This window comes from Methylobacterium terrae, from assembly GCF_003173755.1.
Classification (GTDB): Bacteria; Pseudomonadota; Alphaproteobacteria; order Rhizobiales; family Beijerinckiaceae; genus Methylobacterium; species Methylobacterium terrae.
The window spans coordinates 3,247,501-3,265,147 of the sequence record NZ_CP029553.1; the positions used below are offsets into that span (position 1 = coordinate 3,247,501).

12 protein-coding genes (1 of these 12 cut by a window edge) are annotated in these 17,647 nt (G+C 73.0%); 6 read left to right on the forward strand and 6 right to left on the reverse strand.

What is annotated here, in order from left to right; genetic code table 11:
• Positions 1 to 66 carry the 5' end (the start) of a 2-hydroxyacid dehydrogenase gene (locus DK419_RS14980; RefSeq protein ID WP_109959779.1) on the reverse strand. The gene continues 906 nt to the left of window position 1, outside the view, so only the first 66 of its 972 coding nucleotides appear in the window; the start codon lies at positions 64 to 66; its stop codon lies beyond the left edge, outside the window.
• Between the two features lie 360 nt (positions 67 to 426).
• Between DK419_RS14980 and DK419_RS14985 the strand changes: the two genes are divergently transcribed.
• From DK419_RS14985 to DK419_RS14995, 3 genes are all read left to right on the forward strand, one after another.
• Complete coding sequence (locus DK419_RS14985) at positions 427 to 1,095, forward strand: haloacid dehalogenase type II (protein WP_109959780.1); 669 nt, start codon at positions 427 to 429, stop codon at positions 1,093 to 1,095.
• A gap of 136 nt (positions 1,096 to 1,231) precedes the next feature.
• Positions 1,232 to 2,692, forward strand: a complete 1,461-nt coding sequence (locus tag DK419_RS14990; RefSeq protein ID WP_109959781.1) for an NAD-dependent succinate-semialdehyde dehydrogenase — start codon at positions 1,232 to 1,234, stop codon at positions 2,690 to 2,692.
• Between the two features lie 77 nt (positions 2,693 to 2,769).
• Positions 2,770 to 3,618: a GNAT family N-acetyltransferase gene (locus DK419_RS14995; RefSeq protein ID WP_109959782.1), complete on the forward strand. Its 849-nt coding sequence runs from the start codon at positions 2,770 to 2,772 to the stop codon at positions 3,616 to 3,618.
• A 60-nt stretch (positions 3,619 to 3,678) separates the two neighbouring features.
• On the opposite strand, the gene DK419_RS15000 is transcribed toward DK419_RS14995, so the two are convergent.
• The 3 genes from DK419_RS15000 to DK419_RS15010 form a co-directional block, all read right to left on the reverse strand.
• A complete protein-coding gene (locus tag DK419_RS15000; protein ID WP_109962322.1) occupies positions 3,679 to 4,140 on the reverse strand; it encodes an Lrp/AsnC family transcriptional regulator in 462 nt (153 codons plus the stop codon).
• A 537-nt stretch (positions 4,141 to 4,677) separates the two neighbouring features.
• Positions 4,678 to 5,187 (reverse strand): cupin, encoded by a 510-nt coding sequence (locus DK419_RS15005; protein ID WP_109959783.1) that lies wholly within the window; start codon positions 5,185 to 5,187, stop codon positions 4,678 to 4,680.
• Positions 5,188 to 5,207: 20 nt separating this feature from the next.
• Positions 5,208 to 7,910: a PAS domain-containing protein gene (locus DK419_RS15010; protein ID WP_208642199.1), complete on the reverse strand. Its 2,703-nt coding sequence runs from the start codon at positions 7,908 to 7,910 to the stop codon at positions 5,208 to 5,210.
• 341 nt (positions 7,911 to 8,251) lie between these two features.
• Here DK419_RS15010 and DK419_RS15015 point away from each other — a divergent pair, with 341 nt between their 5' ends.
• A complete protein-coding gene (locus DK419_RS15015; RefSeq protein ID WP_245442449.1) occupies positions 8,252 to 9,187 on the forward strand; it encodes a CgeB family protein in 936 nt (311 codons plus the stop codon).
• Between the two features lie 11 nt (positions 9,188 to 9,198).
• A complete protein-coding gene (locus DK419_RS15020; RefSeq protein ID WP_162561238.1) occupies positions 9,199 to 12,993 on the forward strand; it encodes a glycosyltransferase family protein in 3,795 nt (1,264 codons plus the stop codon).
• A gap of 31 nt (positions 12,994 to 13,024) precedes the next feature.
• On the opposite strand, the gene DK419_RS15025 is transcribed toward DK419_RS15020, so the two are convergent.
• Together DK419_RS15025 and DK419_RS15030 are read right to left on the reverse strand one after the other, a co-directional pair.
• Positions 13,025 to 15,292 carry a TonB-dependent siderophore receptor gene (locus DK419_RS15025; RefSeq protein WP_109959787.1) on the reverse strand — a complete coding sequence of 756 codons (2,268 nt, stop codon included), beginning with the start codon at positions 15,290 to 15,292 and terminating at the stop codon, positions 13,025 to 13,027.
• 290 nt (positions 15,293 to 15,582) lie between these two features.
• The gene (locus DK419_RS15030) at positions 15,583 to 16,536 is read right to left on the reverse strand and encodes a class I SAM-dependent methyltransferase (protein ID WP_109959788.1); all 954 of its coding nucleotides are present in this window, start codon (positions 16,534 to 16,536) and stop codon (positions 15,583 to 15,585) included.
• A 141-nt stretch (positions 16,537 to 16,677) separates the two neighbouring features.
• On the opposite strand from DK419_RS15030, the gene DK419_RS15035 reads away from it, so the two are divergent.
• Complete coding sequence (locus DK419_RS15035; protein WP_109959789.1) at positions 16,678 to 17,583, forward strand: LysR family transcriptional regulator; 906 nt, start codon at positions 16,678 to 16,680, stop codon at positions 17,581 to 17,583.
• Positions 17,584 to 17,647 lie beyond the last annotated feature (64 nt).

Genomic DNA, 17,647 nt, shown 5'->3' on the forward strand with positions numbered 1-17,647 from the left:
CGACTTGTAGGCGATGAGGGGCGTCGGGGGAGCGGCGGTCTCGGTGGTGGTCTTGGTGATGGTCATGGGGGGGCCTCGAAGCGCGCGGTCGCCGGTCGGATCGGGATCGAGGCCGTCGGGACGGCGGCGCCGATGCGGGAACGATACCGGCGCGCGATCCGCCGGAGACGCCGAATGTCGGCGGGCAGCAGGCGGAATCGTCGCGGGGCGTGAGCCCTCGACGGCAGAGGATGCCGCGGCACGCTCCGTCCGGTCGCCGACCGACCCGGCGGACCGGTGCCCCCGGCAGGACCTGCCGTATGGCGGGGATGAAAGCGCAGGATCGCCGGCCCCGGAGCCGGCACAACGGAGTCCGGCGCTCCTGCGCGCCCCGTAATCTTTGCCACGGTTGAACGCCGCACGGTCGAGCACCGCAGGGAGACCCCGATGGCCCATCTCAAGCCCAAGTACATCACCTTCGACTGCTACGGCACGCTGATCTACTTCGAGATGGCGCCCGTCGCCCGCCGCCTCTACGCCGACCGGGTGCCGAAGGAGCGCATGGACGCCTTCGTCGCCGACTTCTCGGCCTACCGCCTCGACGAGGTGCTGGGCCCGTGGAAGCCCTACAAGGACGTGGTCGCCAACTCCCTCATCCGCACCTGCAAGCTCAACGGGGTGGAATACCGCGACAGCGACGCCGACGCGGTCTACGCCGAGGTCCCGACCTGGGGCCCGCACCCGGACACGGTCGAGGGGCTGGCGAAGGTCGCCAAGGAATTCCCCCTGGTGATCCTGTCGAACTCCATGAAGGACCTGATCCCGCACTCGGTCGCCAAGCTCGGCGCGCCGTTCCACGCCGCCTACACCGCCGAGGAGGCCCAGGCGTACAAGCCGCGGATGCAGGCCTTCGAGTACATGTTCGACCAGCTCGGCTGCGGCCCCGAGGACGTGCTGCACTGCTCGTCGAGCTTCCGCTACGACCTGATGACCGCGCACGACCTGCGCATCACCAACAAGGTCTGGGTGAACCGCGGTCACGAGCCGGCCAACCCCTATTACGGCTACCACGAGATCAAGGACATCCGCGGATTGCCGGGGCTGCTCGGCCTGTAGGTACGCACCGCCGACCGTCGACCGAGCGGTCGCGGCCGGCACCGCCCGCTCGCGCGGACCGGACGCGCGTCGCCGATCCCGTCCGCCTTCCGAAGCGCCGGCCTCGACGCCGCGCCCTATCGCCCGAGGAAATCCCATGTTCTCCCAGGACCGCCTGCGCGATCCCGCGCTCCTGCGCTTCCAGGCCTCCATCGCCGGCGAGTGGCGCGACGCCGAATCCGGCGCGAGCCTGGCCGTGACCGACCCGGCGACCGGCGAGACCCTCGGGACGGTGCCGGATTGCGGCGCGTCGGAGACCCGCGCGGCCATCATGGCGGCCGAGGCCGCCTTTCCGGCCTGGCGCCGCACCGCGCCGGCCGAGCGCGCCGCGATCCTCGAGCGCTGGAACGCGCTGATCCTCGAGAATGCCGAGGACCTGGCCGCGATCATGACCGCCGAGCAGGGCAAGCCGCTGGCGGAAGCCCGCGGCGAGGTCGCCTACGGGGCAAGCTTCGTGAAGTGGTTCGCGGAAGAAGCGCGCCGGATCACCGGCGACGTGTTCACCGCGCCGGTCGGCGACCGCCGGGTGCTGGTGCTCAAGGAGCCGGTCGGCGTCTGCGCGGCGATCACGCCGTGGAACTTCCCGATCGCGATGATCACCCGCAAGGTGGCGCCGGCCTTCGCCGCCGGCTGCCCGATCGTGGTCAAGCCCGCCGACCTGACGCCGTTCTCGGCGCTGGCGCTGGCGGTCCTCGCCGAGCGGGCCGGGGTGCCGAAGGGCGTGTTCAGCGTCGTCACCGGGCAGGCGGCGCCGATCGGCGCCGAGATGACCGGCAGCGAGACGGTGCGCAAGCTGTCCTTCACCGGCTCGACCGCGGTCGGGCGGCTGCTCATGGCCCAGTCGGCCCCGACCATCAAGCGGCTCAGCCTCGAGCTCGGCGGCAACGCCCCGTTCATCGTCTTCGACGACGCCGATCTCGACCAGGCGATCGCCGGCGTGATGGCCTCGAAGTTCCGCAATGCCGGCCAGACCTGCGTCTGCGCCAACCGGATCCTGGTGCAGGACGGCATCCACGACCGCTTCGCCGCCCGCCTCGCCGAGGCCGCGGCCAGGCTCCGGGTCGGCAACGGCTTCGAGGCGGGCGTCACCATCGGCCCGCTGATCAACGACGCGGCCGCCGCCAAGGTGACGGCGCATCTCGACGACGCGCTCAAGCACGGCGCCCGGCTGGTGGCGGGTGACCCGGACGCCGTGCGCGGCCGCTTCGTGCCGCCGCTGGTGCTGACCGGGGCCGAGACCGGCATGCGCCTCGCCACGGAGGAGACCTTCGGGCCGCTCGCGCCGCTGATGCGCTTCTCCCGCGAGGAGGACGCGATCGCGGTCGCCAACGCGACGCCGTTCGGCCTCGCCTCGTACTTCTACACCTCCGACATCCGCCGGGCCTGGCGGGTCGGCGAGGCGCTGGAATTCGGCATGGTCGGGCTCAATACCGGCACGGTCTCGATGGAGGCCGCGCCCTTCGGCGGCGTCAAGCAGTCGGGCCTCGGCCGCGAGGGCTCGGCCTACGGCATCGACGAGTACCTGGAACTGAAGTCCCTCCACATGGGCGGCCTCTGACCGTCGATCCTTCGCGCGCCCCGGCCCTCGTCGCAGGGCCGGGGCGCGCGCCATTGTCCAGCACGAGATCCGACGCGATGACGAACGAGACGAACGGCCCGACGATCCGCCCGATGATTGCGGCCGACATCGCGGCGGCGCACGGCCTCTCGGTGGAGGTGCGCTGGCCGCACGGGGCCGACGATTGGCGCCTGATGCTGGAACTCGGGCACGGCCTCGTCGCCTGCGACGAGGAGGGCCGCGTGATGGGCTCGGCGATGTGGTGGCCCTTCGGCGAGGGGCTCGCCACCATCGGCATGGTGATCGTCTCGCCCCGGAGGCAGGCGAACGGCACCGGCCGGCGGCTGATGCGGGAGCTCTTCTCGGCCGCGGGCGATCGCACCATCCGGCTCACCTCGACGGAGGCCGGACGGCGCCTCTACGAATCGGAAGGCTTTCGCGTGACCGGCGGCCTGACCCAGTACCACGGCACCGCGGATGCGGCGGCGGCGGTCGAGGATGCCCGGGTGCGCCCGGCGACCGAGGCCGACTGGCCGGGACTCGTCGCCCTCGACCGCGAGGCCTCCGGCGGCGACCGCGTCCGGCTGCTCGAGGCGCTGCGCCGGGTCGGCGCGATCACCGTCCTGGAGGAGGGGGGCCGGATCGCCGGTTACGCCTGCTGCCGCCCCTTCGGGCGCGGCCACCTCGTCGGCCCGATCGTCGCCGCCGACGGCGGGAGCGCCGTGGCGCTGGCGAGCCCGCACGTGCGGACGCACGCGGGCACGTTCCTGCGCCTCGACACGACCGAGCGCGACGGGCCGCTCGCCGCCTTCGCGCAGGCCTGCGGCCTTGCCAACGTCGACGAGCCGGTGACGATGACCCGCGGCACGATCCCGGAGGCTGGGCCGGCCCGGATCTTCGCCGTCGCCAGCCAGGCCCTGGGCTAGGATCGTCGCGGACGACCCGGACGCCGGCTCGCCGGAAGGCGGGGCGCCAGGCCCCGCCGCTCAGCGCTCCTCGCCGAACAACGCGGCGAGCGGCAGCTCGGTCTTCACGATCGGCGTGCGCAGCACGATGTAGCTGAAGTACTTGGCAATTCCGACGTTGCGCTCCAGCAGCGCCTCGATCACCTCCTGGTAATGCGACAGGCCGCGGGTAACGAACTTCACCAGGTAGTCGTAGCCGCCGCTGACCACGTGGCCCTCGATCGCCTCGTCGATCTTGCGCAGCGCCTGCTCGAAGCGCTGGAAGTATTCCGGCGTGTGGCCGTTGAGCGTGAACTCCGTGAACACCGTCACGGTCTCGCCGAGCTTCGGCAGGGCGATGTGGGCGCCGTAGCCGGTGATGTAGCCGGCCTGCTCCATGCGCTTGACCCGGAGCAGGCACGGGCTCGCCGACAGGCCGACGGCATCCGCCAGCGTCACGTTGGTCATGCGGCCGTTCTTCTGCAGCTCGATCAGGATCTTCATGTCGATCCGGTCGAGCCTGGTCGTCTGCTGGTTCACGAGAGGCGTTTCCCGATTCCGGCCCCGCGGAGGGCCGCGTCGCCGGGTGGACGGCGAGGCCTCGACGCGGACGGCGGCCGGCTCGCGCCCGGTGACGAGCCCCGGAGCCGGACGCGCCCGATGCCGGCGTCCGGCAGGGCCGTCCGGGTGACGAGACCTCTTGGATGAGGGCGTTCCACCATGTCAGAGTCACGCCGCGTTGTCATGCCGGGTCGTTGTGCCGGGTGATCGTGCCGGCCGAGCCGGATTGCGCAGCGGAACGGTGCCGGTATCGGGTGCGCTGCGGCCGTCGGGGGAGGTGCACGCGCCGGATCGGGTGGGACATTCTCACTTTGCGCCTACACCCGCGATTCGCATAAGGTAGGTTATGGAACCGGCGCGAAGGGCCCGCGCCACCGGGGTCGATGCGGAGATCGCGGGCGGCGAAGTCGCGACGGGCGACCAAGTCCGGGCCCTCTGGACGAAGCACGGCCTCTGAGGCTCTGCCGGACGCTCGCGCCCTCACACATCGCCGATGCCGCCTCGGCCCCGCCGCCACAGCCGCGTCAGCGGCCCGCCGCTCCCGTGGAACGGATCGCTCGCCGGGACCGCGAGCCCGGCGATGCGGATCCGCGCCCCGTCGTCCGGCGCCGCGCGGCAGAGATCGAAGCTGCAGCCCGGCGGATAAGCGCCGACGACCAGGAAGTCCGGGCTCGCCGACAGCCGGCAATGGCCGGTGCCGGCCGGCAGCACCAGCACGTCGCCGGCCGCGACCGCGACCTTGCGTCCGCCCTCGCCGCCGAGGATCAGGCGGGCGCGGCCGGCGGCAATGCCCAGGGTCTCGTGCGTCGTCGAGTGGTAGTGGTGATAGGCGAACACGCCGTTGCGCCACTGCGCCGGCCAGCCGTTGCGGGCGAACAACGCCTCGAGCGCCTCGGCACCGGCCGCGACGCCCCGGTAATGCAGGACCGGCAGGTCCGGGTCGTTCGGCATCCCGCCGTTCGGCGCGAGGACGTGGCTGTCGGGCTGCATCGCAGGGCTCCTCTCGCGCGTCACCCCGCCCGCCGCAGCCGCGCCGCCCGCCGCAGGATCAGGCCGAGCTGGTCGGCCGAGTACGGCTTGTGCAGGAGTTCGAAGCCGTGCGCGTCGTCCTGCGCCAGCACGTGGCTGTAGCCGGAGGCGAGCACCACCGGCAGGTGCGGCAGGCGGCGGCGCAGCTCGCGGGCGAGCGCGATTCCGCCCATGCCCGGCATCACCACGTCGGAGAACACCACGTCGAACCCCGCCCCGTCGGGTCCGAGCCGCTCCAGGGCGTCCTCGGCGTTGGTCGCCCAGGTGGTGCGGTAGCCGAGATCGTGCAGGATCTGGGTGCAGAAGCGCCCGACCTCGATGTTGTCCTCGACGACGAGGACGCTCTCGCCGGAGCCGATCGGCGACACGGAGGGGTCGGCGCCGGTCTCGGGGCCGTGGCCGGCGCCCTCCGGCGCCTCCGGCAGGTAGAGGGTGAAGGTGGCGCCCGCCCCCGGCCGGCTCGTCACGTCGACGTCGCCGCCCGACTGCTTGGCGAAGCCGAAGACCTGGGACAGGCCGAGGCCCGTGCCCCGGCCGACCTCCTTGGTGGTGAAGAACGGCTCGAAGATGCGGCCGATCAGGTCCGCCGGCACGCCCGGCCCGGTATCGGCGAGCGAGATCGCCGCGAAGGCGTTCTGCGAGCCGGCATGTCCCCGGATCGGCGGCATCGCGGCGCCGCAGGCGAGCGTCAGGGTCAGCGTGCCCTCGCCCTCCATCGCGTCGCGGGCGTTGACCGCCATGTTGATCAGCGCGGTCTCGAACTGGCTCACGTCGGCCCGCACGAAGCACGGATGGTCGGGCACGGTCACGGCCACCCGCACCCGGGCGCCGGTGACCGTGTCGATCATGTCGGCCACGCCCCGCACCTTCTCGCCGACGTCGAACACCGCCGGCGACAGTGCCTGGCGGCGGGCGAAGGCGAGGAGCTGGCCGGTGAGCTTGGCGGCGCGGTCCACCGTGTCGGACACGGCGTCGAGGTAGCGGCGCTTCCGCGCCTCCGGCAGCTCCGGCCGGCGCAGGAAGTCGACGGAGGAGCGGATGATGGTGAGCAGGTTGTTGAAGTCGTGGGCGACGCCGCCGGTGAGCTGGCCCACCGCCTCCATCTTCTGCGATTGCCGCAGGGCCTCCTCGGCCTGGGCGAGCGCCGCAGCCTGGGCCCGGACCGCCGTCACGTCGCGCACGGTGGCGTAGATGCGCCCGTCCCGCGGCACGGCGTTCCAGGACAGCCAGCGATGCGTGCCGTCCCGGTGCCGGTAGCGGTTCTCGAAGTTGGGTTGCGGCTCGCCGCGGGCGAGGGCCTCGGCCGCCGCCATCGTCGCCGGCACGTCGTCCGGGTGGACGAAATCGAGGAACGGGCGGCCCAGGAGCTCGCCCTCGCCCCAGCCGAGGAGCGCGGTCCAGGCCGGATTGAGGCTGACGAGGTAGCCCTCGGGGGTGGCGACGCAGAACAGGTCGGTCGAGGCCCGCCAGATCTGGTCGCGCTCGGCGGTGCGCTCGGCGACCTGCGCCTCGAGCGAGGCGTTGAGGACGCGCAGCGCCTCCTCCATGCGCTTGCGCTCCGAGATGTCGCTGAAGAACACCGCGACCCTGGCCAGCGCCGGATCGCCGATCCGCAGCGCCCGCACGTCGAACCAGCGCCCGAACACGTCGGCCTGGTTCTCGAAATGGACCGGCTCGCCGGTCAACGCCACGCCGCCGTAGCTGTCGAACCAGTGCCGCTCGAGGTCGGGGGCGAACTCGCTCACCCAGAGCCCGGCCACGTCGGCGCCGGTCTGGCGGGCGAAGGCCGGGTTGGCCTCGGCGATCCGGTAATCGACCGCCCGGCCCTCGCCGTCGAACTTCATCTCGAGGATGCAGAACCCGACGTCGATGCTCTCGAGCAGGGTGCGGTAACGCTCCTCGCTGTCGCGCAGGGCGGCCCGCGAGCGGACCTGCTCGGTGACGTCGTACCCGCCGACGAAGATGCCGGTGACCGCCCCGGCCCCGTCCCGCAGCGGCTGGTACAGGAGGTCGATGGCGCGCTCGTCCTCCTCGCCGGCCAGCAGGATCGGCATGGCGCGGGCCGCGAACGGCCGGCCGGTGCCGTAGACCGTGTCGAGGAGCTCGTAGAAGCCCTGGTCGGCGAGCTCGGGGAAGGCCTCGCGCACCGTGCGCCCGAGGAAGTCGCGCGCGCCGGCGATCGTCACGTAGGCGTCGTTGACGTACTCGAAGACGTGGGTCGGGCCGCGCAGGACCGCGACGAAGCCCGGCATCTGCTGGAAGATCTGCTCCCGCCGCTGGTGGGCCTCCTGCTCGAGGGCGTGGGCCTCCTGCTCGAGGGCCCCGGCGACCGGATGGTGGAGAACCGCCGCGACCGCCCCGGAGGCGTCGCGCACCGGGATGTGGGTGACGCTCCAGCTCTCCCGCGCGGCGCCGTCCCGCCCCTCGGGGCCGAGCGCGATCGTGTCGGGCCGGCCCGTCGCGACCGCCCTGGCGATCGAGGCCTGCATCGGCGCGCCTTCCCCCGCCGCGTCCGGCAGGAGCCGGCCGACGAGATCGTCCGGGCTGCGGCCCGCCCCGCGGCCGATACCGTCGCGATAGGCCCGGTTGGCCGCCAGCACCCGGCCCCGCGGATCGAGGACCAGGCAGGGCGCGGGCGAGGCGTCGAACAGGCTCCGGTAGTCGAGGTCGGGCGCGTCGCTCATCGGGCGGGCCATCGCGAGGCGGTCCGCGCGGGGACGGGGGACTGCGCGACGACGGACGGACGCACGCGCCAGGTCCCGGATGCGGGATGCGGGCACTGGGTAAGCGGAAGGGCGACCATGGCCAGCCCTCCTATCACCTGCGAGGCGGCGTGTCGCCGACCCTCCGGGTGCCGGGGTACGGGACCGCGACGGGCGCCTCGCGGGGAGGCGCCGACGAGAGCCTTGATCTCACGCCTTGATCTCGGCGGCTTTTGCGTGTTCGGCATCCTCCTCCAGCCGCGACATTCCCTCGATCGGTCCGCATGTTCCTGAAAGGCTCGTCTCCCGCGAAGGTCCTGGTGGTGAGCACAAGCCCGGACGCGGTGAACCACAACGCGACGATCCGCACCTCTCTCCGCCACGGCTTCGAGGACGTGCTCGGCGCGGCGGCGGTGCGCGAGAGCCCGCTGGAGCTCGCCGAGGAGGCCGTCGCGGAGTTCCGTCCGAGCCTCGTCGTCGCGCTCGGCAGCGTCGCGATCGACGCGGCCCCCCTGCGGGGGCTGCCGCGGAGCGTCCGCCGGGCCGGCGCGCGCCTCGCCTTCTGGCTGCACGACGACCCCTACGAGTTCGATTACGGGGTCAAGGCCGAGATCCTGGCCGACCACGTCTTCACCAACGACCGCTGGGCCCTGCCCCATTACCGGCACCCGTCGGTCTCGCACCTGCCGCTCGCCGCCTGCCGTCGAACCCACGACCGGCCGGTGCGGCCGATGGCCGAGCGCAGCCTCGACCTGTTCTTCTGCGGCGCGGCCTTCCCGAACCGGGTCGCGCTCCTCGAGCGCGCGCAAGGCAGCCTCGCGGGGTGCAGGGTCGAGGTGCGCGGCGCGGGCTGGCCGGCCTCCCTGCCCTTCGCCGAGAACGCCCGCATGCCCCCCGCCGCGATGGCAGACCGGGCGAGCGAGGCGCGCCTCACCCTCGCGGTCGGTCGCGACCTCGACATCGCCAACCGGCGCTTCCGCCTGCCGGCCTCGACTCCCGGGCCTCGGGTGTTCGAGGCCGCGCTGGCGGGGGCGCCGCAGCTCTGCTTCGCCGCCGGGCTCGAGATCCTGGACTATTTCGAGGAGGGCCGCGAGATCCTGCTCTTCGACGACGTGCCCGAGATCGCGGAGGCGATCGCCCGCTCCCACCGCGAGCCCGCCGCCTTCGCGGCGATGGCGGAGCGCGCCCGCGCCCGGGCGCTCGACGCCCACACCTACGCGCACCGGGCGCGGACCATCCTGGCGGTGATGGCCGCATGACCGGAAGCCCCATGTCCCCTGCCATGCCTCCTGCCGGGCCTCTTGCCGGGCCTCCTTCCGGGCCTCTTGCCGGGCCTCCTTCCGGGCCCCTTGCCGGGCCTCCTGCCGGACCCCTTGCCGGGCCTCCTGCCGGGCCCCTCTCCGCGCCGCTCTCGGTCCTCCTGCTCGACACCGAGCCGAGGACCAGCAACGCCTACATCACCCTCGCGGTCGCCGACGCCCTGCAGCGCCACCCGTCGGTCGCGCGGGTGGTCCGGGCGAGCCACGCCGACGCCGTGGCGCTGGCGCAAGACGCGCTGGCGCGAGCCGAACGCTTCGACCTCTTCCTCGCCTTCGGGGGGGCGAGCCGCCACCACGCCCTCCTGCGCCGCCTCTGCGCGCTGTCGGGCACCAGCGCGCTCTGGACCACCGAGGACCCGTACCTGAGCGGCGCGAACGCACGGCTGTCGGGCTGCTTCGATCTCGTCTTCACCAACGACCGCGGCTCGCTCTCCCGCTACGGCGGCCGCGCCCGGCACCTGCCGCTCGCGGCCACGCCCCTGTTCCAGGACCTCCCCGTCCGACGGGACGATGCGGAGTACCGCTACGACCTCATGTTCGTCGGGACGGCCTGGCCGAACCGGGTCGCGACGCTCAACCGGATCCTGTCGTCGTTCCCCCGCGAGTTGAAGGTGAAGGTCGCGCTGCCGGCGAACGCCTACCTGCCGCAAGCCGTGCTGGTGCGCGACGACCTCGTCGTCGATTGGCGCTGCGGCAACGCGGATTTCGCGCGCCTGGCCAATGCGAGCCGGGTGGTGCTGACCCTGCCCCGGATCTTCACCGCCGGCGCCGACGAGACGCCCGCCGGCACGACGCCGCCGCCGCGGCTATTCGAGGCGGCGCTCGCCGGCGGCGCCCAGCTCGTCGTCGGCGCCGATCCCGAGACCTTCGACTACTACGAGGCGGACCGCGAGGTCCGCGCCTGCCCCGAGGACGGCGTCGTCGCGGCGATCACCGCGCTGCTGTCCGATCCCGAGGGCCGCATCGCCATGGCGGAGCGGGCGCGCGCGCGCACCCGGGCCCGGCACCTCTACGACCACCGGGTCGACGTGATCCTACGGGCGGTGCGGGAGCACCGGGCCGGCCGGGAGGCCGCACCGTCCGATCGTCCTTCGATGAGCCTCGCGCCGACCGCAGCCAAGCCCCGCATCCTGTACGTCGCCCACAACCGCGTTGGACGGCGGCAGGGCGGCGGCGTGGAGTTCTACCAGGAGCAGCTCGCAGAAGCGCTCGACGGGTTCGAGGCCCTGTTCCTCTACCCCTCGTTCGAGGAGGAGGCCTGGGTGCTGCGCCTCGACGAGGGCGAAGCCTCGGAGGCGCTGCCGATCCCGCCGGCGGAGCGGTTGCTCGCCAGTGCCGAGATCGAGGCGCTGTTCGAGCGCGTCCTGGTCGAGCGGCGCATCGACCTCGTCCACGTCCACCACCTGCTCGGCCTGCCCCTGAGCCTGCCGGCGATCGCCCGCGCCCACGGCGTGCCGGTGGTGGTGCAGCTGCACGACTTCTTCCTGGTCTGCCACCGCTACACGCTGAGGAACCAGCACGGCGCGTTCTGCGACGTCGTGCATCGCGGCGAGCGGGAGTGCGACGGCTGCCTTGCCACCGCCGAGGGGCTGCCGGCCGGCGCCAAGGCGCGGCGAGACGGGTTCGTGGCGCGGATGATCGGCTCCGTCGACGCCTTCGTGAGCAGCACGCCGGCCACCGCCGACTACGTCCGGGCCTTCTATCCCGAGGCCGCCGCCCGGGTGGCGGTGATCGAGATGGTGGATGCGGAGCCCGCGTCCTCCGGGCTGCCGGCCCCCGTCGCCGAGGGCCGCGCTCCTCCGCAACCGAGGGGCCCCTTGCGGGTCGCGGTGCTCGGCAACGTCGTCGACCACAAGGGCGCCCAGACCCTGCTCGAGCTCGTGCGCATCACCGCGGGCGAGCCCATCGTGTTCGAGGTGCTCGGCTACGTCGAGACCTATCTCGTCGCCGCCTTCGAGGCGCTGGCGGGGGAGCGGCTGTCCCTGCGCGGCGGCTACGCCCGCGAGGAGGTGCCGGCCCTGCTCGCCGGCTGCGACGTGTCGCTCCACCTGTCGATCTGGCCCGAGACCTACATGATCTCGCTCACCGAGGCGTGGCGGGCCGGCCTGATCCCGATCGTCACCGATCTCGGCGCGCCGGGGCAGCGGGTCACGGACGGGGTCGACGGCCTCAAGGTCCCGCCCGGCGATTCGGGCGCCGTGCGCCATGCCCTGCGGCGCCTGGGCCACGATCACGGCCTCGTCGCCTCGTTGCGCGCCGCGATTCGACGGAAGACCTTCCCGACGGTGGGCCGGCACGTCGCCCGGATGGCGGCGCTCTACCGCGAGCTGATCGCGACCCGTCCCGTCCCCCACGCCGGTCCGGACGAGCCGTTGGCGCCCCTCACCCTCTCGGCGCTCGATCTGGGGTTTCGCCTCAACCACCCCGACTGGACCGACCCGGCGGTCGTGTGGGACGGCGAGAGCGAGGCGAGCGTCGTCGTCGAGGCCCTGCCCCCGGCGGTCGCCGGCCTGCCCGAGCGGGTGCTGGCGCCGAGCGATCCCGACCTGTCGTGGGAGATTGCCGACCTCGTCATCGACGGGCAGCGCCTGCCCGGCCGCATCGGCGCCTGCGCGGTCGCCGACAGCCTGTCCCTGCGCGGCTGGATCTGGCGGCCGAACGCCGGGCGCCCGGCCCAGACCTGGCTGCGCCTGCGCGGGGCCGACGCGACGGCCTACCTCGCCGCCCTCCCCGAGCGCCGCCCCGAGCTCGCCGGTCGGTTCGGTACCGGCCGGGCCGAGCAGGCCGGCTTCGCGGCGCAGGTGCGCACCACGGGTCTGCCGGGCGGGGCCTACACGGTCGACCTGCTCCAGGTCTTCGGCGACCACGTCTTCGGCGACCACGTCGCCGTCGCTCCCGAGGTCGCTCGCTTCACCGCGCCGGGCTTCGCCGCGCCCGGCCCCGTGACGCCGTGGCGGAGCGGCCTGCCGGTGCCGGAGGCCGACCTTCGCCGGAGCGCAGAACCCGCGACCCTCGCGGGCCACGGGCTGCAGGTCGTCGAGGGCGTGCCGGTGGCGCGCCAGGGCGGCATCACCCGCATCGAGGCCGCGCTCCCCGCCGGGGCGCGGCCGGGGCAGCCCTTCCTCGTCCTCCGGAGCGACCACGGCACGGCCTTCGCCCGGGCGGCGCGGCGCGAGGAGGGCGGAGCGCCGCGGGTCGGCGCCGAGGCGCAGGTCCGCGAGATCGCGCCCGGCCTCTATCGCCTCTCGGTGGTGGTCCAGGGCGACGACGGGGCGGACCTGCACGAGACCGGGGCCACGCTGTTCGTCGCGCCCTCCGCCCGCGCCTGCCTGGTGACGACCGAGCCGCCGCCGGCCCTGCGCCGGGCCTGGATCAAGCGGGTGCGCAGCCGCCCGAGCCTCGACGCCGTCACGGTCGGGGAGGCCTCGTCCCTTCTCGGCTCCACCGTCACGGCCTCGGGCTGGTGCTTCCTGCCCGGGCGCGGCCGGCCGCTCGCCTGGATCGCCCGCTGGGGCACGGGGCGGGCGCGCCGCTTCATGATCGCGGAGAGCTTCGCCCGCCAGGACGTGGCGGCGCACCTGAAGGACCCGGATGCCCTGACCGCCGGCTTCGAGATCCAGTTCCCCCTCGCCGCCCTGCGCGATGGGAGCTTGCGGGTGTTCCAGGTCTACGAGCGCGGCCCGCTCGCCCTGTCGGGCTTCGCGGGCCATGTCTCGAGCCAGATCCCGCGGGCGATCCCGGACTGAGGGGCGGGGGCTCGGGCCCCCGCCCCTCACCTCACCACTTGTAGCTCAGGCTCGCGGTGATGCGGCGCTGCTCGCCGTAGAAGCAGGCGGTGACCGACTGGCACGAGGAGACGAAGCGCTTGTCGGTGAGGTTCGCCGCGTTGATGGCGAAGCGCCAGTTGTCGCGGCTGTAGTGGATCACCGCGTCGATCAGCGCCCGCTCGGGCACCGTCAGGGTGTTGTTCACGTCGGCGAACGAGCGGCCGACGTAGCGCACGCCCGCACCGAAGCCGAAGCCGGCCCAGTCCCCGGTCGGAATCGTGTAGTCGGCGAAGAGCGAGGCCAGGGTCTCGGGCACGTTGGTCGGGGTCCGCCCGATCACGCCGACGTCGCCCTTGGTGACCTCGAGATTGTAGCTCGTGAACGACGCGACGACGTTGAAGTCCTTGGTGATGTTGGCCACCAGCTGCGCCTCGAAGCCGCGCGAGCGGGTCTCGCCGAGCTGGAGCTGGTTGAGGGCGTTGGTCGGGTCGGCGGTCAGGGTGTTGGCGAGCGCAAGGTCGAAGGCGGCGAGCGTCAGGAAGGCGTTGGCGCCCGGAATCTCGTACTTGACGCCGACCTCGTACTGGTCGCCGGTGGTCGGCTTGAACGGCTGGCTGAAGAAGTTGGTGCCGACCTGCGGGTTGAAGAAGCTGGCGTAGCTGATGTACGGCGCCAGGCCGAAGTCGAAGTTGTAGATCAGACCGTAGCGCTGCGTGAAGGCGTTGGCCGATTGCCGCGTCTGCGTGCTGGCGAGCCGGTTGTTGACCTCGTTCGAGGTGAAGTCGCCGCGACCCGACACGACCAGGGTCAGTTCGGGCGTGAGCTTGATCTGGTCCTGGTAGTACAGGCCGAGCTGCTGGAACACGTCGTAATTGACGAGGTAGGGCGCGACCGGAACGCTCGGGCTACCGTAATTCGGCGTGATGATGTTGAAGTTCGCGACCGGCGTGCCGGAAAAGCCCCCGGTGGCGTTGTTGTCGTTGAGCTGGAAGTTCTTGTAGTCGAGGCCCATCAGGACGGTGTGCTTGAACAGGCCGTCGTCGAACCGGGCCACCGCCTGGTTGTCGACGTTGAACAGGCGCGCCCGCGACGAGGCGCGGAAGCGGTAGCGGGCGATCTGGGTCTGGTTCGCGTCGGCGTAGCCGGTCCCGTTCAGGCCGAACAGGCCGCCGAGGAACGCGTCGTCGAGAGAATCGCTGAAGGCGTAGCGCAGGTTCTGCCGGAAGGTCCAGGTGTCGTCGAAGACGTGCTCGAACTCGTAGCCGACGCTGGCCTGGCTGCGCCGGTAGGTGTTGTTGAACGGATCCGAGACGTTGTAGTTCTGCGGGATGCGCAAGCCCAGCACCGTCGGCCGCACCGTGCCGTAATACGGCAGGAACGCGTTGAGGCGGCCGGTATCGTCGTACTGGAAGCTCGACAGCAGGGTGAAGGTGGTGGCGCCGTCCGGCTTGTAGGTGAAGGTCGGGGCGATGTAGCCGCGATTCTCGTCGAGCCCGTCGACCTGGGTGCCGCCCTGCCGGCCGATGCCGGTCAGGCGGTAGAACCAGTGGCCCTCCTTGTCGGCCGGACCGCCGAAATCGAAGGCGAGGTACTTCTGGCCGAACGACCCGCCGCCGACCTCGACGTAGTTCAGGGGCTCGACGGGCGGCTTCTTGCTGATCATGTTGATCAGGCCGCCGGGACCGCCCTGGCCGAACAGCACCGAGGCCGGCCCGCGCAGCACGTCGATGCGCTCGAGGCCGAACGGGTCGACCTTGTAGGTGGCGAAGCCGTAGTTGAAGAGCTGCAGCCCGTCCCGGTACAGGCCGGTGTCGTTGGCGGTGAAGCCGCGGATGAGGAAGAAGTCGACCCGCGGATCCGGCCCGAAGACGTTGCCGTAGACGCCGGCCGAGTAGGCGACCGCGTCGGCGACCTGCTGCGGCTTGAGCGCGTCGAGCTGCTCGCGCCCGATCACCGTGACGGATTGCGGCGTCTCGATCAGCGGGGTGTCGGTCTTGGTCGAGACCAGGGTGCGCTTGGCGACGTAGCCCTCGATCGGTCCGCGCGGATCCTCCTTCGGCCGGGCCGCGACCACCGTGCCGCCGGGCCGGGCACCGTTGCCCGCGACGTCGACCGTCTCGAGCTGGATCGTGCCGCCGGCGGCCGCACCCTGGCGGGGCGGCGTCGCCTCCTGGGCTATCGCGGCCTGGGCGGCGGCGAGCCCGATCAGGGAGACGCCGGCGAGCGCGGCGGCGCGGCAGCGGCGGGAAAAGGCGGAGGCGCTGGGATGGGAACGCATGTCGTGACCTTGAGGCAACGGCCCGCCCGCCCCGGGTGGAGATCCGCCCGGGATGACGCTGCTCTTTAGAATGATACTAAGTTGTTGGTGCTGTTCGAGTTTTTCTAGCACGCCCGATCAGCGTGCGAAGGCGGAATCCCAAATTGTGCGGGGGATGTTAGCGCACGTGGCAAATCCGCAACGACGGTGCGGCCGGCGGCGCTCGCCGCGCCGTCGAGGACATCGTTCCTGTCGTGAACGGCCGAGGCGCTCTCCTGCCTCCCGCCGCCCACTCCGGCGCGCCCACGGCTCTACCGCCCCGCGAAGGTGTCCCGGATCGCCTTCGCGTTGCGCCGGACCATCGGGCCGAGCCAGGCGCCCGAGGCGAGGTAGGCGCCGGGCCGGACCGGCGCGAGGGCGGCGGCGAGGGTCTGCGCGAGGCCGGGCTCCGGGCGGCACGGCGCGTCCGAGGCCGCGGCGTGGCGGTACACCGCCGTCGTGTCCTCGCGCCGGTAGTCCGGATGCGGCGCCAGCCCGGCCCGGCCGGCGGCGGCGTCGAGGGTCTGGCGCACGAAGCCGTGGACATGGGCGAAGTGGAAGCGCTCGTGCGGCGGCTTGCCCGTCGCCGCCATGTTGGGCACCGCGGCGTAGAGCACGCCGCCGGGCGCGAGCCGGCCGGCGAGCCGCGCCAGGGTGTCGACCGGATCGCGCAGGTGCTCGAGCACGTGATGCGCGGTGACGACGTCGAAGGCCGCGTCGGGCGGGAGGGCGTCGAGCCGGTCGAGCACCCGCGCACCGTGCTCGGCCCGGGCGTAGGCCGCGTAGGTGCGGCCGGGCTCGATCCCGGTGGCGTCGCATCCCCGCGCCCGCGCGGCGGCCAGGAACTCGCCGGAGCCGGAGCCGACATCGAGCACCCGCGCGCCCGGCCGCAGGGCGGGGCCGAGCAGGGCCGCCCGGAACCCCGCCTCGCGCCGGGAGCGGTTGAGGTGGTGGCGCGGCGGGCGACGGCCGAGGGCGAACTGGTAGGCGGCGCGGTAGGCCGAGGCGTAGTAGGCGTCGAGCTCGGCCGCGCTCGGCATCGGGTCGGTGCGGATCAGCCCGCACCCCGTGCAGGCGACGGAGCGCAGCCGCTTCAGGCGCCGGTCGGTCTCGGCCACGGTCAGGGTCTCGGATTCGCCGCAGAGATTGCACGCCATCCCCTCGCCCCGGTACGGGTAGCGGGTGAACGGGACGGCGTGCCGGACGAGGTGGAGCGGCGAGGACATCGGCGGCCTTTGTCTGCGGGGCCGGCCGGCGGATTGCCGGGACCCCGGAGGTGGAACGCGCGAGCGCCCGGCCTTCATCCCCCAGGGTCAGCCAATCCCCCGAGGTCGGCCGTCCGGGGGCAGCGGTGCGGAGAGGTCCCGATGTTCGAACTGAGCCAGCTGCGCTGCTTCGTGGCGGTGGCCGAGGAGCTGCATTTCGGTCGCGCCGCCGAGCGCCTGCACCTGACCCAGCCGCCGGTGAGCCGGCAGATCCAGGTGCTGGAGCGCGTCCTCGACGTGGCGCTCCTCAACCGCACCAGCCGCGCCGTGCGCCTGACCCCGGCCGGGCGCCGGTTCCTCGTCGAGGCGCGGCGGATCCTGCGCCTGTCGGACGAGGCGGCGGCGACCGCGCGCCGGGTGGCGGCGGGCCAGGCCGGCAGCGCGACCCTCGGCTTCACGGCGGCCGCCGCCTACCGCACCCTGCCCGACCTGGTACGGGCGGCGCGCCGGCGCCTGCCGGAGGCCGACATCCTGCTGAAGGAGATGGTGAGCGCCGCCCAGGCCGAGGCGCTCGGCGCGCAAGGGATCGATCTCGGCCTGATGCGCCCGCCCCTGCCGCCCGCCGCCGACGGCACGTTGCGCATCGCCCGCGAGACCCTGGTGGCGGCGCTCCCCGACGACCATCCGCTGGCGTCCGGCGAGGCCGTGACCGCGCGCGACATCGCCGCCGAACCGCTGATCGCCTACGCTCCCGACGAGGCGCGCTACTTCCACGACCTCGTCGGCGACTACTTCGCGGACGAAGACCTCATGCCCCGGGCGGTGCAGCACCTGGCGCAGATCCACACCATCCTGTCGCTGGTGCGCTCCGGCCTCGGCCTCGCCCTGGTGCCGGAATCCGCCGCCTCCTTGCGGGTCGCCGGCGTGAGCCTGCGGCCGCTCGTCCCGGCGCCGCGACGGCCGGTGGAGCTGTTCCTGGTCTGGCGCCGGAGCAACGACAACCCGCTGATCCCGATCCTGGCCGAGCTCGCCGGCACGCTCGACGCATCGATGCCCGAATTGGATTGAACCATGCCGACATGGTGCTGGAACGGCATCGTGAGCGGGCGTAGACCTGCGGGCAGCGGGGCGA